Source organism: Deinococcus sp. JMULE3 (assembly GCF_013337115.1).
Taxonomy (GTDB): domain Bacteria; phylum Deinococcota; class Deinococci; order Deinococcales; family Deinococcaceae; genus Deinococcus.
In genome coordinates, this window is sequence record NZ_SGWE01000004.1 from 1,583,065 (window position 1) to 1,597,089 (window position 14,025).

Annotated in this window: 16 protein-coding genes and 1 tRNA gene; 8 read left to right on the forward strand and 9 right to left on the reverse strand. The window is 71.1% G+C overall.

Going from position 1 to position 14,025, the window contains the following annotated elements:
* Positions 1-13: 13 nt before the first annotated feature.
* Positions 14-697 carry a winged helix-turn-helix domain-containing protein gene (locus EXW95_RS10490; RefSeq protein WP_174367414.1) on the reverse strand — a complete coding sequence of 228 codons (684 nt, stop codon included), beginning with the start codon at positions 695-697 and terminating at the stop codon, positions 14-16.
* A gap of 99 nt (positions 698-796) precedes the next feature.
* Positions 797-872: transfer RNA gene (locus EXW95_RS10495), tRNA-Ala, on the reverse strand.
* Positions 873-982: 110 nt separating this feature from the next.
* On the opposite strand from EXW95_RS10495, the gene EXW95_RS10500 reads away from it, so the two are divergent.
* The gene (locus EXW95_RS10500) at positions 983-2,215 is read left to right on the forward strand and encodes a class I SAM-dependent RNA methyltransferase (RefSeq protein WP_174367415.1); all 1,233 of its coding nucleotides are present in this window, start codon (positions 983-985) and stop codon (positions 2,213-2,215) included.
* 121 nt (positions 2,216-2,336) lie between these two features.
* Positions 2,337-2,762 (forward strand): hypothetical protein, encoded by a 426-nt coding sequence (locus EXW95_RS10505; RefSeq protein ID WP_371810011.1) that lies wholly within the window; start codon positions 2,337-2,339, stop codon positions 2,760-2,762.
* Here the strand turns inward: EXW95_RS10505 and EXW95_RS10510 are convergent.
* The 3 genes from EXW95_RS10510 to EXW95_RS10520 are packed head-to-tail and all read right to left on the reverse strand — an operon-like array spanning position 2,749 to position 4,467.
* The gene (locus tag EXW95_RS10510; protein WP_174367416.1) at positions 2,749-3,231 is read right to left on the reverse strand and encodes a hypothetical protein; all 483 of its coding nucleotides are present in this window, start codon (positions 3,229-3,231) and stop codon (positions 2,749-2,751) included. The two genes, EXW95_RS10505 and EXW95_RS10510, sit on opposite strands and share 14 nt — an antisense overlap.
* A 34-nt stretch (positions 3,232-3,265) precedes the next feature.
* Positions 3,266-4,087 (reverse strand): Cof-type HAD-IIB family hydrolase, encoded by an 822-nt coding sequence (locus tag EXW95_RS10515; protein WP_174367417.1) that lies wholly within the window; start codon positions 4,085-4,087, stop codon positions 3,266-3,268.
* Positions 4,084-4,467, reverse strand: coding sequence for a 4'-phosphopantetheinyl transferase superfamily protein (locus EXW95_RS10520; RefSeq protein WP_174367418.1), 384 nt, complete (start codon positions 4,465-4,467; stop codon positions 4,084-4,086). Before EXW95_RS10520 ends, EXW95_RS10515 begins: the two co-directional genes overlap by 4 nt.
* 50 nt (positions 4,468-4,517) lie before the next feature.
* Here EXW95_RS10520 and EXW95_RS10525 point away from each other — a divergent pair, with 50 nt between their 5' ends.
* A complete protein-coding gene (locus EXW95_RS10525; protein WP_174367419.1) occupies positions 4,518-5,243 on the forward strand; it encodes a HepT-like ribonuclease domain-containing protein in 726 nt (241 codons plus the stop codon).
* Here EXW95_RS10525 and EXW95_RS10530 read toward each other — a convergent pair.
* The 4 genes from EXW95_RS10530 to EXW95_RS10545 form a co-directional block, all read right to left on the reverse strand.
* Positions 5,223-6,191 carry an aldo/keto reductase gene (locus tag EXW95_RS10530; protein ID WP_174367420.1) on the reverse strand — a complete coding sequence of 323 codons (969 nt, stop codon included), beginning with the start codon at positions 6,189-6,191 and terminating at the stop codon, positions 5,223-5,225. The genes EXW95_RS10525 and EXW95_RS10530 overlap by 21 nt on opposite strands.
* The gene (locus EXW95_RS10535) at positions 6,188-6,973 is read right to left on the reverse strand and encodes a hypothetical protein (RefSeq protein ID WP_174367421.1); all 786 of its coding nucleotides are present in this window, start codon (positions 6,971-6,973) and stop codon (positions 6,188-6,190) included. Before EXW95_RS10535 ends, EXW95_RS10530 begins: the two co-directional genes overlap by 4 nt.
* A gap of 22 nt (positions 6,974-6,995) precedes the next feature.
* Positions 6,996-7,376 (reverse strand): RidA family protein, encoded by a 381-nt coding sequence (locus tag EXW95_RS10540; protein WP_174367422.1) that lies wholly within the window; start codon positions 7,374-7,376, stop codon positions 6,996-6,998.
* An 86-nt stretch (positions 7,377-7,462) separates the two neighbouring features.
* On the reverse strand, positions 7,463-9,157 hold the full coding sequence (locus tag EXW95_RS10545) for a dynamin family protein (protein ID WP_174367423.1): 1,695 nt from the start codon (positions 9,155-9,157) through the stop codon (positions 7,463-7,465).
* Between the two features lie 299 nt (positions 9,158-9,456).
* Here EXW95_RS10545 and EXW95_RS10550 point away from each other — a divergent pair, with 299 nt between their 5' ends.
* The 5 genes from EXW95_RS10550 to EXW95_RS10570 all read left to right on the forward strand — a co-directional run bounded on the left by EXW95_RS10550 (position 9,457) and on the right by EXW95_RS10570 (position 13,990).
* Positions 9,457-11,364 carry a hypothetical protein gene (locus EXW95_RS10550; protein WP_174367424.1) on the forward strand — a complete coding sequence of 636 codons (1,908 nt, stop codon included), beginning with the start codon at positions 9,457-9,459 and terminating at the stop codon, positions 11,362-11,364.
* On the forward strand, positions 11,365-11,790 hold the full coding sequence (locus tag EXW95_RS10555; protein WP_174367425.1) for a prepilin-type N-terminal cleavage/methylation domain-containing protein: 426 nt from the start codon (positions 11,365-11,367) through the stop codon (positions 11,788-11,790).
* Positions 11,780-12,250 (forward strand): type II secretion system protein J, encoded by a 471-nt coding sequence (locus tag EXW95_RS10560; RefSeq protein ID WP_174367426.1) that lies wholly within the window; start codon positions 11,780-11,782, stop codon positions 12,248-12,250. The genes EXW95_RS10555 and EXW95_RS10560 overlap by 11 nt, the downstream gene beginning before the upstream one ends.
* Position 12,251: 1 nt before the next feature.
* Positions 12,252-12,977: a prepilin-type N-terminal cleavage/methylation domain-containing protein gene (locus EXW95_RS10565; RefSeq protein ID WP_174367427.1), complete on the forward strand. Its 726-nt coding sequence runs from the start codon at positions 12,252-12,254 to the stop codon at positions 12,975-12,977.
* A 110-nt stretch (positions 12,978-13,087) separates the two neighbouring features.
* On the forward strand, positions 13,088-13,990 hold the full coding sequence (locus EXW95_RS10570; protein WP_174367428.1) for an acyltransferase: 903 nt from the start codon (positions 13,088-13,090) through the stop codon (positions 13,988-13,990).
* The last annotated feature ends 35 nt before the right edge of the window (positions 13,991-14,025 follow it).

Here is a 14,025-nt window from a genome sequence, read left to right on the forward strand (position 1 = left end):
GCGCGGGGGTTTTTCATGACGCCGGGTTCAGGCCCAGGAAGGTGTTGAGGTTGCGGGACAGGGAGAGGGTTCCGGCGGGCTGCGCGGGGTCGGTGAAGGTCAGCACGGCCAGCGTGCAGGGGTCTCCCGTCCCGCTGTGGCCCTCGGCGGCAGCGCGGGTCAGGACGTCGCTCAGATCGCGGGCCAGCCGCGCGTAGCGTTCCGGCGTGAGGCGCAGCGTCAGGCGGTCCAGGTGGGCGGGGAAGGGCACGGGGATGGGGTCGGTCACGTCCTCAAGTGGCTTAGCAGGATGCTGCGCGTTCCCGAAGCCGACCACGTCCTCCTCACCGTCACGCATGAACGCCCAGCAACGCTCGTACGCCGCCAGGAACCCGTCCGTGAGGTCACGCAGGTCACCCCGTCCGTTGCCGTCCGGGTCCTGCGGGGGCAGCAGGTCGCTGGCTACCCGGAAGGTGCGGGCGCGCAACTGGTAGTACACGCGTCCAGCCTCGCGCCGCTGTTCGAACAGCAGGCCCAGGCCCGCCAGACGCCGCGCGTGGTGATGCACGAGGTTCGCGGGCATGTCCGCGCGGGCCGCCACGTCGCTGGGCGAGGCGGGGCTCAGGAACAAACCCAGCAGGTGGGTGTCCTGCCGCAGGGCGCGGGCGGCGGGTTCGTCGGTGACACGCAGGCTTTCCAGCTGGGTGGGTTCGGGCATGGGCGCAGCATGCCCCGAGAGGCTTTCAGTGCGCGACGGGCGGGGCTGAAACGGCGTTTGCAGGCATGGAAAAACCCCTCCGGGTGGAGGGGTCTACTCTGGTGGAGCTGAGGGGATTCGAACCCCTGACCTTCTGAATGCCATTCAGACGCGCTCCCAACTGCGCCACAGCCCCTGAGTGACTCAGGGCTCAGGGAATGTATCACCCCGTGCGGCGCGTGTCCAGTGGGGGCGTGTGTGGGGTCGGTCCTGCGCGGTGGGGGTCGTCCGCGCTACGCTGTGGGGATGTCGGACGCACTGCTTACGCTGGAAATCGAGAAACTTGTAGCCGGGGGGCTGGGGCTGGCCCGGGACGAGTCCGGCGTGGTGCTGGTCCGGGGGGCGCTGCCGGGTGAGCAGGTCACGGCGCGGGTGCGCAGCGGAAAGGGCGTGCGCCAGGGCGTGACGGTGGAGGTGCTGCGCCGCAGCCCGGACCGCGTGGACGGCCCGGACCTGCCCACGGCGGATCTGGCGCACGCGAGCTACGAGGCGCAGCTGGGCTTCAAGCGGGCGTTCGTGGAGGAGGCCCTGAGCCGCATCGCGAAGGTGCGGCATGGGGTGGCGGCGACGGTGCCGAGCCCGCAGGCGTGGGGGTACCGGAACACCGCGCAGTACCTCGTGACGCCGCAGGGCTTGGCGTACCGCGAGCGGCGCGGCAGCGATCCGCTGGTGGTGCGCGTGGACCCGCTGGTGATGCCGCAGATTCAGGCGGTGCTGGACCGCATCGATCCCGAGCGGCTGGACCCGGCGACCGAGGTGGCGTTCCGCGCCAGTCGCCTGACGGGCGAGGTCGTGGCGGCCGTGATCGGGGCGGGGGAACCGAAGGCATTCCTGCGGGCCAGTGATCACCTGATGGAGGCCGGCGTGGTGGGCGTGAGTCTGGCGCAGCCGGCGGGTCGGCGCTTCAGTGCGGGCGTGCGACTCATCGCGGGTGAGGGTGAGATCACCGAGCAGTTCGGGGAGGTGCAGGTGCGGGTGTCCGCGACGGGCTTCGCGCAGGTGAACCCGGAGGCGGCGGGTCTCGCGTACCGACGGGCGACGCAGCTGGCCGGTGAGGGTGAGCACGCCGTGGACCTGTACGGCGGGGCGGGGGCGATCGGTCGTCACCTCGCGAAGCACTTCCGGCGGGTGACGGTGCTGGACTCGTCCGCGGAGGCGCTGGCGCGCGGGCGGCAGGACGTGGCGAACACCGGTGAGGGGAACGTGACGTTCCGCAACGGGGACGCGGCGCGCTTCAGTGAGCTGGGCACGGACGTGATCGTGGTGGACCCGCCGCGCGCGGGGCTGGAGGAGGCGGCGCGGGATCACATCCACGCGAGCACGGCGGACCGGCTGGTGTACGTGTCGTGCGACCCGGCGACGTGGGCGCGGGACGTCGGAGATCTGGTGCGGCGCGGCTGGAAGCTGGGCGAGGTGGTCCCGCATGACTTCTACCCGCAGACGAGTCACGTGGAGATCGTGAGTGTCCTGAACCGCTGACGCGGCCTCTCCTGTTCGCCCTGCCCGGCTGCTCCGGTGGCCTGGGCGGGGCGACCTTCATGAAGCCGTTCGTGAGTGGACTCTGATCTGGGCTTCCCCCGCAGGCGGTAGGCTGCCGCGCGTGAAGGTGTTTCCCCTGCTGCTGTGTTCCGTTCTGCTGTGCGGCTGTCAGGACCGCGAGGCCCGCGCGCAGAACGCGGCGCTCCAGGCGCGCGTGACGGAACTGGAGGCGCAGGTGAAGGCGCTGCAGGGCGAGCAGGAGACGGCCCTACCGGCGGACGCGCAGAGCGTCACGGTGCGCGCGGCGGGGCAGACCTGCGCGAACGCCCTGACCCGCACGCTGGAGGTCTTCCGGCAGGACAGTCTGGATGACCGCTACCCGTCGGCGGCGCAGACGCAACTTCCGGCGGAGTGCGTGGACCTGCGGGTGAACTGGGTGGCGCGCAGCGAGCGGGCGTACACGTTCACGGTGACGGACGCCTCCGGGCGGGAACTGGCCCGTCAGAGCGGTGGGGCGACCCCTCCAGCCCCGGTCAGCGGGGGCTGAAGGCGACCGGGTCGTTCCCGGTCTCCCCTTCCCGCAGGATCACGAAGGTACTCACGCGGGTGCCCGTGAAGCCGATGATCAGTGCCCAGACGGTCGTCGGGTCGCGCTGGAAGGTGGCGCTGCGGACGTAGAAGGTCTCGCCGTCGCGGGTCAGGGTGCGTTCACCGATCTGCTCGCGCTGCGCGCCGAAGGTCTGCACGCCCGCCTCGCGGTACGCGCGGAAGTCCGCCAGGGTGCCCCACTGCGCGCGGACCTCAGGCGTGAAGGCCTGCCACAGGGCGTCGAGTTTCACGGCGTAGAACTCTGCCAGCAGGGCGCGGCCACGGGTCAGGGCGGTCTGCTCGGCGGCGGCCTGCACGCTGGGTCCAGGCAGGCTCTGCGCGGGGGCCGGAGGCGCCACCAGCAGGCAGAAGCTCAGGCCGACTCCCCGGCCCACGGTACGGCACACGTCCCGGATGCTGGCGTTCATGCGCCAGCGTACGCCCGCCCCGTCGGGCACGCTGTCAGCGGGCGGACAGTTCCGGCAGCGTCTCGATCACGGCGGCCACACCGTCCTCGTCGTTGCTCAGCGTGACCGTGTCGGCGGCGCGCAGGGCGTCGGGGTGGGCGTGGGCCATCGCGACCCCGCGCCCGGCCCAGGCGAGCATCTCGGCGTCGTTGGGCGCGTCCCCGAACGCCAGCACCTCCTCCTGCTGGATGCCCAGGTGGGCGCACAGGTGCGCGAGGCCCCAGGCCTTACTGACGCCCGCCGCGAGGATCTCGATGAACGGCGCGCCGCTGTGCGTGACCGCCACGCCGGGATGGTCCAGCGCGCGAGCCTCGCGCAGCAACTCGTCGGGGCTGAGAGTGGGGTGCCGGACGATCAGTTTCAGGCTGGGCGCGGCCAGCACGTCCGCCAGGGGCAGGGCCTGCATCTCGTGCGGGTGCCGCTTGTGATCCTCGAAGTGCGCCAGTTCCGCGTACCCGGCCTGCGCGGCGAACACCTCGCCCCGCTCGCGGACCGACACGAACAGCAGCCCCCCGATCCGCTCGTTCAGGGCCGCCGTGACCGCCCACTGGGCCTCCACGTCCACGTGCGCCTCGAACAGCGTCTTCCCAGTCCCCAGGTGAATGCCGTGCGCGCCGTTCCCGCACAGCGCCCAGCCGGTGAAGCCCGCCTGCGCCGCGATCAACCCCAGACCACGCGGCTGCCGCGCCGTGACGGGCACCACCTCGATCCCCGCCGCGCGGGCGACGTCCAGCGCCGCGCGGGTGCGGGCCCTCACCTGCAGCCCCGAGTCCAGCAGCGTGCCGTCCAGGTCCGTGGCGATCAGGCGGGTCCTCAACGGGCCTCCAGAATGACGACCGCCGAGGCGTGTTCCTTGGTGTGCGTCAGCGTCAGGTGCGCCACCCAGCCGCGTTCGGTCAGTTCAGCGGCGATGTCGGGCGTGAAGCCCAGCACGGGCGGCGCGAACGGAAAGGGGCCGCCGGGGGTGCGGTCGCGCTGCACCCACACGTCCCGCCAGCCGTGCGGGCGCGGCCAGACCTTCTGGAAGGCTTCCTTCGCGGCGAAGCGCGCGGCGAGGCTGGGGGCGGGGTCGGTCAGGCGGGCGCAGTACTCCAGTTCGGTGGGCGCGAAGAGCTTCTCGGCGCGTCTGCCTTCACGCTGCAGCATGCGCCGGATGCGGCTGATCTCGATCAGGTCATGCCCCACGGCGACGATCATGAGGGTCAGCATAGCGGCTCGCCCGCGCCGCGCGCCCTATCCTGGGGCGCATGCCTGCCGCCGAGCCGCTGTTCCCGGACCTGCGCCTGCCGACCATCGCAGCGGCGCTGCGGGCGGCGCGGCCCGCGTGGGAGGCGCTGGGCGTGGCGCGCGTGCGGGTCTTCGGGTCGGTGGCGCGCGGCGAGGCCGGGCCGGACAGTGACATCGACGTGCTGATCGACTTCCGGCCCGGCCCGGCGCGGGGCCTGCTGGACCTGATGCGGGTGCGGGACCTGTTCGAGGACGTCCTGAAGCGCCGCGTGGACGTCATGACACCCGGCGCGCTGCGCCCACCCCTGCGCCGCGAGGTGCTGGCGGACGCCGTGGACGTCCTGGCGGTGCCGGAGCCCGCGCCCCGCTCGCACCGCCCGAAGCGGTGGCGCTGGCGGGTGTTCGACCTGCTGGCGACCCTGGACCGCATCGTGGCGTTCACGGACGGGCATTCCCTGACGACCTTCGAGCGGGACGAGGTGGTGCGGGACGCCGTGCTGCACAACCTGACGCGGCTGGGCGAGACGACGAAGTTCATCCCGCAGAGCGTGCAGGACACCCACCCCGAGGTGCCGTGGGTGCTGCTGCGCGACATCCGGAACACGGTCGCGCACGACTATTTCGGGATCGAGGCGGGCCTGATCTGGCACACGGCGCGCGTGGACCTCCCGGCACTGCGCCCCGCACTCCAGGCGCTGGCAGACAGGCCGGAGGAGACTGCCGGGTCACTGCCAGGGCAGCGCTGAGCGGGCCGCCCAGTACTGCGCCGGAGGTTGCTTCAGGTCGCGCAGCGCGTCCGCCGGAAGGGTCAGGCGCAGCGCGGCGAGGTTCTGTGCCAGCTGCCCGGTGGTGCTGGCCCCGCTGAGGACCACGTCCGCCCAGGGCTGCGCCAGGACCGCCGCGAGGGCCACGGCGTCCGGCGTGACCCCGTGCTCGTGGGCCAGCCGGGCCAGGGGAGCGGGCACGTCGCCGCGCCCGGTCAGGCCGTGGGTGGTCAGGCGGCCGTTCGCCACGCCTTCCTTCACGACGACCGTCCAGCCCGCCGCGTGCGCCTCGGCAAGGGCCGCGCCTGCCGATGGGTCCAGCGCGTTCCAGGTGGCCTGCACCACGCTGAAGGGGTTCGCGCCGTCCACCTGCACGGCCTGCGCGCGACGCAGCGTGTCGGCCTGCGCGGGACCGCTGGTGGACAGGCCCACCCGCACGCCCGACGCGGCCAGTTCCGCCAGTCGCCCCAGCACCGCTGCGTTCTCCAGCACGCCGGAGTCCAGCGTCGCCGAGTGGATCAGGTACGCGTCCGGCTCGCGCCCCAGCGCCGCCAGGGTCTCCGGCCACTGCCGCGTCAGGGTAGGCAGGTCGTGGGTCTTCACCTCGTGCGTCTGGGCGTCCACGCGCCAGTCCGCGACGTACGTGTACCCCCACTTGCTGCCCACCCGCACGCCCGAATCCGGCCCGAGCCCGCGCGCGGCCAGCCAACCGCCCAGGAACGCCTCGCCCAGCCCGTAACTGCGGGCCGTGTCGAAGTACCGCACGCCCGCCGCCCACGCGGCGTCCAGCACCGCCCACGCCTGCGCGCGCAGCCCCTCCACGCTGCGGTCCGCGAGGTCCACGCCGTGCCCCAGGTTGATGTACCCGGGCCGCCCCAGCGCAGCCAGTCCCAGCCCCAGTCGGGGCGCCTCAGCAGGAAGGAAGGTCATGGCCCCAGTCTGCCGCGCCGCAGCTCCTGCGCCAGCCGGTCGTCCAGCGTGAGCCCCAGCCCTGCGGCCAGGTCCAGCGTCCACGCGACCGCCGCCGCGTACCGGCGTTCCAGCCCGTCCAGCGGGCCGGTCAGCGCCGTGAAGCGCGCCAGGGCTGCCGGGCTGAGTTCCTGCTCCGCGCGGCGGGTCGCGTTGCCCCAGTGCCCGGTCGCGCCCTCGTGAAGGCGCGCCAGTCGCAGCAGGCCACCCTCGACCCACCACAGCGTCTCGTGCGCGCGCAGCCGCTCGCCGCGCGCCAGGACGTTCAGGCCCAGCACCAGCCAGTTCACGCTGCGCTCCAGGATGGCCTGCGCCTCGGCGGCCGGGTCGGGCGACCGCGCGGCCAGCGCGAGCAGGTGCCGCGTCAGCTGCCCGCCCTTGTCCCGGACGCACATGGCTTCCGGGCGAACGTGCTGCGGCGTCCACGTCTTGACTTCAGGCAGGCGGGAGGCCGGGGCGACGTGCAGTTCCACGCGGCGCAGGCCGGGCAGCACCGCGACCGCCCCGCCGAACTCGGTCGTCACGACCAGCAAGGGCGCGAGGTGCCCGCGCAGCCAGTCGGCGGCGTCCACCGCCGCGCCGGGCCTCAGGAACGCCCAGAACTCCAGGTCGCTGAACCGGTCGGCACGGCCCTGCGGCACGCTGCCGTACGCCGCCACGTGCGAGAAGCGCACGTCGGCCCGCAGCGCGGCGCGCAGCCGGTCGTCCAGCTGGTGAAGCTCATCCAGGGAACCCTCGGTCATTCATCCAGTCTGCCGCGCCCGCTCAGGGGAGGATCGCCTCGGCCTCGATCTCCACGAGGTGCAGCGGGTCGATCAGCGCGGCGACCTGCACCATGGTCGTGGCGGGGCGGATGTCGCCGAAGACCTCGCCGTGCGCGAGGCCGATCTCCTCCCACTGGCGGATGTCCGTCACGTAGATGCGGGTGCGCACCACGTCCTCCAGGCGCGCTCCGGCGGTTTCCAGGGCGCGGCGGATGATCCCGAGGACCGCGCGGGTCTGCTCGGCGGGGTCGCCCTCGCCGACGACCTCGCCGTTCACGGTGGCGGTCGTTCCGCTGACGTGCACGACGTTCCCGATCTTGACGGCGCGGGCGTAGCCGATCTTCGCTTCCCAGGGGCTGCCGCTGCTGATGTTCTGCCTCATGCCCCAGGGTAGGGGCGGGCCTAACGTGCGGGCAGCGGCCTCGTCTGCACGGGCGCTGTCACCGCGCGCGGCACAGCCGGGGGCGGTTACCCCAGCGCCTTGACCTCGCCCTGCAGGGCGTCCAGTTCGGCGCGCAGCTCCCCGGAGCGGGTGCGGGCCGCGTCCAGTCGCGCCTGCTCCTGCCGCGTGAAGCGCGTGAAGGGGCTGATCGCGTCGTGCAGGCGCGTGTCGGCGCGTTCCTGTTCGCGTTCGAACTCGCGCCGCACGATGCGTTCCAGCGCCTCGCGCAGTTCCGCCACGCGGTTGCGCAGCTGCCGGTGCGCCTGGATGCGTTTGTTCGGCAGGACGAACAGGCCCAGGCTGCCCAGCGTCAGGCCCGCCAGGATGCCCCCGGTGAAGTCCAGTGCGCTGGCACCCACGAGCGCACCGATGCCCGCGCCGATCCCGACGCCGCCCGCCAGGCCGCCGATCACGCCCTTCATGGCGTCCTCCGCGTCGCGGGAGAGGTTCCGGGCGAGTTCCTGCTCGGTGGTCGTCGCGAGGTGCTCGCGGGCCGACCCGGCGATGCCCTCCAGGAGCGCGGCGCGGTCGTACGAGAAGCGGGTGCGGGCCACCTCCTGGCTGGGCTGGCGGCGGATCAGGAACGCCTGCACGTCCTCCCAGAAGTGCAGGTTCGCCTCCACGAAGCGGTCGATCATCGTGCCGAACTGCCGGTCGATCGCCTCGGGCAGGTCCGCGACCGCCTCGCGCCGGAAGTCCTCCTCCAGTTCGCGGCTGTTCAGCAGCCCGCGCAGGTTCGAGAAGCGCAGCCGCGCGTCGATGAAGCGGTCGGCGCGGACCTCGAACTCGCTCAGGAGGCGAGAAACGCGGTTCAGCTGCCCGTCGAGTTCGCCCAGCATCGTCTCGCCGTGCGTGGACCGCTGCGCCTCCAGGTCGCCCAGGACACGCAGATCCTCGGTCAGGGTGGTGCGGGCTCCCTCCGCGCGGGTGGCCTCGCCGTTCAGAAGCTGCGACACGGTGTTCAGGGGACTCAGGAGTTTCAGGCGGGTGCGTTCCGTCTCGGACAGGCGCTCCTGCAGCAGCGAGCGCAGCGCCGCGAAGCCCGCGTCCCCGCCGCGCTGCTCGGCGCGGGCACTGATCAGCAGCACGGGTGGGGTCAGGCCCAGCACGCCGCGCGCCCCGGTCTCCACGAACGCGCGGACCTGCTCGCGCTGCTCGGGGGTTTCGAGCAGGTCGGCCTTGTTCACGACCATGATCACGCCGCGCCCCCAGCGGGCCGCGAGTTCGAGGAACTGCCGTTCGGACTCCGTGAATGGCCGGTCCGCCGACGTCAGGAACAGCACGAGGTCCGCGCGCGGCAGGAACCCCTCGGTCAGCGCCTGATGCTGCCGGATGATCGCGTTCGTGCCCGGCGTGTCCACCAGCGCCACCCCCTCCAGGCTGGGCAGCGGGTACGTCAGGCGACTCACGAAGGGATCACTGGTGGGCTCCATCTGCCCCGGCTGCTCCCCGTGCACCAGCACGTAGATGCGGTCCGTGGTGGGCGTCACGCCCTCAGGGAGCACCGCCGCGCCCAGCAGCGCATTCACGAAGGAACTCTTCCCCGCGTTGAACTCACCCACCACCACCAGCAGGAACGCCTCATCGAGGTTCCGCAGCGCCTGCCGGGCGTGCCCCACCACCTCCGGCGGCGCGCCCTGCGCCTCCAGAAACGCCTGCACGTCCCCCAGCAGCCCCCGCTCACGCGACAGCAGCCCCTGCACCCGATCCGATACCAGCATGAGAACCAGCCTACGCGGCCCGACCTGACGGCACCTTCAGAAAAAGGCCACACCCCCACAGGCCACCACCCAAACCGGGGCCCACCCCCTGGGGCAGCGGCAATGGGGGTATTTTGAAAAAGTTCACGTTCCAGCTAACACGCTTGCCAGAAACTTGCAAGAGCGCATACGCGATATTTCGCACAGTGACCCGGGTGTCAGCCCCTGCCACCCACCCACAGGAGACCCCAGGATGAACACCCCCGCCCGCCGCCCCCACCCCCGCGGCCCACACCACGCCGTTCAGTACCGTGCAGGGCATGAGCACCCTGATCACCGTCCTGGGCGCCTGCCTGGTGATCGCCGTACTGCTCTCCATGACCGCCACCGTGATCCTGGGCAACCAGCGCGGCGTGGCCGACAACCGCGCCGCGCTGGAAGCCCAGTACGCCGCCGAGTCCTCCCTGGCCCGCGCCCAGGCGACCGCCGACGCCTTCGCCGACGTGCTCAACACCATCCAGATCGCCAAGGGCACCCAGAAGGACGACATCCTGAGCGGCCTGGGCAGCCTGTGCGGGCAGTCCGGCAGGCTGGTCCTCCCGGCCAATGTCCCCAACCTGCCCGCGGTGGGCAACAAACTCTGCACCCCGCCCGGTCTGGTCGGCAAGACCACGAATGCCGCCGATCAGCAACTGGCCTTCCTGCGTGACCGCGCCAAGATGCCTCCCGGCCTGACCGACGAGAAGTGGAAAGCGCAGTGGCGCAACATGTTCAGCGGCAAAGACGGGGTGCTGGTCACCACCAGCGCCAGCACGCAGGGCACCGCCAGCGGCACCCTGACCACCGAGGTGCGCGGCGGCCTGAGCCTCCAGTCCGTGACGATCACCCCCGACAACAAGCTCCGCGTAGTGATGCAGAGCACGCCCCTGGTCTCCACCGCCACCCTCCGGAGCGGCGGGCGCATCGTCGCGCAGCGCCGCTACTCCTCGGGCGGCACTGCCACCCGCGAGATCGTCATCTCGCAGCCGCCCTTCTCGCAGTACCAGTACTTCGTGAACCGCCGCACGCTCCCCGGCGGCGGGCGTCTGGTCTTCTGGGACGAGGACACCTTCGAAGGCCGCGTGCATGCTAACGGCGCCTACGGCAGCTCGGCACCCCTGTTCTACGCCAGCACCGTCACGCGTGGTCCCCGCTTCCTGGGGAAATACACCTCGACCAGCGCGACGCTGGAATACTCGACCACCGCTAGACCCTCGGCAGACACCATGTTCCAGGGCGGATACCAGCTGGGCGTCGCCAGCATCGATCTGCCCACCAACGCCAACGACCAGCGGCTTGCCACCACCGGCATACAGCCCGGCGCCTGCACCAACACCAGCACCTGCCTGAACTCCGTCTTCGGCAGCGGGGCCGCCACCAGTGGCGTGTTCTACGCCCCCGGGACGGCCGCCACCCCCAACAGCGGCAACAGCTTCGGCCAGAGCGGCACGGGCGGCATCTACGTGAAGGGCAACGTGGACAATCTGACCCTCTCCAAGAACGGGGACTTCCAGCGGATCGAGATCGTGCAGGGCAGCAAGACCACCCGCTTCCAGCAGACCGACACGAACACCTGGCAGGTCTACGAGAACGGCGTCCTGAAAAAGACCATGAACGGCACCTTCAACGGCATGCTGTACGTGGAAGGCAACATCGGCTCCCAGAGTCCCGCGGGCAACGGCGGCCTGAAAGGAGACGGCACGAGCGGCGCGGACATCGCCGCGACCACGAAGATGACCGTCGCGGCCACCGGCGACATCTTCATCAAGGACGACGTCACATACACCGATCCGATCAGCAAGAAGGACGGGCAGAACGTCTTGGGCGTGTACTCCGAACAGGGGAACGTCAAGGTCAACGGCCCGCTGAACCGTGACATCACCATTGACGGCACGCTCATGGCTGCCGCCACCGGCAAGGGCTTCGGGACGGTGGACTACACCACCTCACGCACCACGGGCCCCACCACTCCCAAGATCAACCTGACCGGCGGCATCATCGAGGAGCAGTCCCAGGGCGTCGGGCAGGTCGGCACGCCCGGCAAGGGCTACTCCCGCAACTTCAAATGGGACGGCCGTCTGGCCGAGGGGCTCGCCCCACCGTTCTTCCCCACCCAGGGCTCATACGAGGCGGCCCCCAACTTCACCGAACTGACCATGCCGCGCACCTTCCGCGCCGAGGGCATGTAGGTGCGGCAGGGCTTCACCCTGGTGGAACTGCTGATCACCCTGGCGATCCTGGGGATCGTCCTGGCGATCGGCAGCTTCTCCATGCTCAGCTACTGGAATTCCCGGCAGTTGCAGGAGGGCGCCGCGCAGCTGGCGAGCGACGTGGAACGCGTCCGCAGCGGCGCCCTGCGGTACAACACCACCGCGACCTTCCAGCAGGTGGATACCACCACGTACCGCCTGACCATCAACGGGGTCAGCAGCACGACCACGCTGCCCTATAACCTCTCGCTCACGAACGCGCCTGTCACCCTGACGTACAGCGCGCCGTACAGTGAACTGACCAGTTCCCCCGCGACCCTGGTGCTGCGCCACCCGCGCAGCGCCCGCACGGCGCAGCTGCGCACGGTCGGGGTGACGGGTAAGGTGATCCAGGATGGCTCCTGAACGAACGCAAGGCTTCACCCTCATCGAAGTGCTGATCTCCATCGTCGTGCTGGCCGTCGTGCTGGCCATGGTGTCCTCGATCATGACCGGCCTGTTCCGCAACAACCGCCAGGCCGAGCAGCGGCAGAACCTCAGTGTCCGCCTGCAGTCCACCGCGGAGGGACTGCGGCGACACTGGCTCGACCCGAACGCCTCCCCGGACGCGACCAGGACGCTCGGGAACTACCGTCTGCAGCGCGGCTGCGTGGACAGCTTCCCGGTCCCGGCCGGGATGACCGTCACGGTCTGGGACGTGACACCGGACGGGCAGGGTGACTTCACGGTCAGTGCGCCGTACACCCTGGTGAACAACTGCGCCGCCGCCGCCGTCCGCCCAGGCCGCAGCGTGCGGCGCGTGCGGGTGCAGAACACCGCGAACGGCACCACGAACGAGATCACCTTCGAGATGTATGGCGGCTGACATGCACCGACTGCCGCAGCCGCACGCGGGCCTGACCCTGATCGAGATCCTGATCACGCTGACGCTGGGCCTCCTGATCCTGGGCGCAGCGTACTCACTGACGACCAGCACCGCCGACGCCAACGCCCTGCTGACGGCCCGGACGCAGCTGCGCGCCGACGCCATGGTCGGCACGCAGCTGCTCAGCGCGCGGTTGCGTGAGGCCTGCAGCGTGATGACGGCCGGGACCAGCGTCACCCTGCCCGCGGTGCCCGGCACGAAGAACGCGGCCGGGACCAGGGTGTGGAAGGTCGGAACGAATTTCATGGGGCTGGTCGTCCCGGCCCGCGTGACCGAGGTCGGCAGCACCCCGGTGCTGTACGCGTACTACCTGATGGACCGCACGACGTACAACGATCAGATGTCCGCGCAGCAGAAGATCGCCGCGACGGGCGCGGCCTCGCTGGTCCTGATGGAGTTCCAGGTGCCGCTGCCGTCCACCCCGGACCCCTGCGCGGTACCGGCGCTGGGCGCTCTGTCAATTCCGTCCGGCGGGGCGCGGGCGCTGATGCTCGCCGAGAACGTCCGCCCCCCCACCGCCGCCGAGGTCGCCCTGACGGCCGAGTCGGATCTGGCGCTGACGTACCGCCTGCGGTTCGAGAAGACCATCGGCGGGAAGGCCACGGTGTACCCGCCGCTGGCGGACACGCCTCTGCAGGCGTCCATCGTGGGTCGCAACGTCCGCTGACCGCCGGCGACCGGCTTCGACTTCTCACATTCCCGCATGACTCCGGGTGGTCCGCGACGCAGGTTGCCGCGGGCCACTTTGTTTTTCACTGTAGGTGCTAGCCTGTACCTGTGACGTGGCTCAAACCGGTGGAGATTGGTCAGGACGCGCAGGCGACCTACAACGAGTTCCTGCGTGATCTGGACGCGCGCCTGTCGGATCCGGGCACGGACCGGTTCGAGCTGGCGGCGGGGGTGCTCGCGGAGATCATGTATGGGCGGCCTCTGGGGCAGCTGCGGGTGGACGCGCCGCTGGCGGCGTTGAACGTGGACGCGCGGAACGTGACGTTCGAGGCGGAGTACTACATGGCGACGGACACGGAGGCGTTCACGCGGGTGAAGCCGCTGCTGTGGCTGTGGAAGAACGCGGACCTGACGCCGGTGGGGCAGAACCCGGTGCTGGGCATTCCGCTGCGGCGGGTGCTGGCGGGGCACATCTTCCGGCGGGTGGGGCGGGACTTCAAGTGCTGGCAGAACGTGGAGTTCAGCGTCGGGTACAACATGGAGGTCGGGGACGACGTGGTCGTGCACCGGCACGTGCTGCTGGACGATATCGGCGGGATCGAGCTGCACGACAACGCGAGCATCAGCGATTACGTGAACGTGTACAGCCACACGCACAGCGTGCTGGACGGCCCGGACGTGACGTTGCGGCGTACGGTGATCGGGCGGGGCGCGCGGGTGACGTACCACTCGACGGTGCTGGCGGGCAGCGTGATCAGTGACGACGCGATGCTGGCGACGCACGCGCTGCTGCGCGGCGACATTCCCCCGCATGGGATCGCGATGGGGGTCCCGGCGCGCACGACGCGCTTCAAGGTGCGCCCGGCGCAGGACGTGCACGTGGATTCGCGGTCGTTCGTTCGCGCGGCGGACCGTAAGGCGAACCCGGAGTTCCCGGAGCCCACGCCGAACCAGACGCGGCTGCCGGAGGAGCAGGAGCAGCCGCGTCCGCTGGTGACCGGGCAGGGCTGAGGCCGGGCAGCACAGGAGGGGGGCGATCAGGGTGG

Excerpts from the sequence above, each read along its gene's own strand:
- EXW95_RS10560 (WP_174367426.1), top strand. The coding sequence starts at position 11,780 with ATGGCTCCTGAACGAACGCAAGGCTTCACCCTCATCGAAGTGCTGATC.
- EXW95_RS10535 (WP_174367421.1), bottom strand. The coding sequence starts at position 6,973 with ATGACCGAGGGTTCCCTGGATGAGCTTCACCAGCTGGACGACCGGCTG.
- EXW95_RS10550 (WP_174367424.1), top strand. The coding sequence starts at position 9,457 with ATGAGCACCCTGATCACCGTCCTGGGCGCCTGCCTGGTGATCGCCGTA.
- EXW95_RS10520 (WP_174367418.1), bottom strand. The coding sequence starts at position 4,467 with ATGATCGTCGCCGTGGGGCATGACCTGATCGAGATCAGCCGCATCCGG.
- EXW95_RS10490 (WP_174367414.1), bottom strand. The coding sequence starts at position 697 with ATGCCCGAACCCACCCAGCTGGAAAGCCTGCGTGTCACCGACGAACCC.
- EXW95_RS10500 (WP_174367415.1), top strand. The coding sequence starts at position 983 with ATGTCGGACGCACTGCTTACGCTGGAAATCGAGAAACTTGTAGCCGGG.
- EXW95_RS10525 (WP_174367419.1), top strand. The coding sequence starts at position 4,518 with ATGCCTGCCGCCGAGCCGCTGTTCCCGGACCTGCGCCTGCCGACCATC.
- EXW95_RS10540 (WP_174367422.1), bottom strand. The coding sequence starts at position 7,376 with ATGAGGCAGAACATCAGCAGCGGCAGCCCCTGGGAAGCGAAGATCGGC.
- EXW95_RS10545 (WP_174367423.1), bottom strand. The coding sequence starts at position 9,157 with ATGCTGGTATCGGATCGGGTGCAGGGGCTGCTGTCGCGTGAGCGGGGG.
- EXW95_RS10530 (WP_174367420.1), bottom strand. The coding sequence starts at position 6,191 with ATGACCTTCCTTCCTGCTGAGGCGCCCCGACTGGGGCTGGGACTGGCT.
- EXW95_RS10510 (WP_174367416.1), bottom strand. The coding sequence starts at position 3,231 with ATGAACGCCAGCATCCGGGACGTGTGCCGTACCGTGGGCCGGGGAGTC.
- EXW95_RS10565 (WP_174367427.1), top strand. The coding sequence starts at position 12,252 with ATGCACCGACTGCCGCAGCCGCACGCGGGCCTGACCCTGATCGAGATC.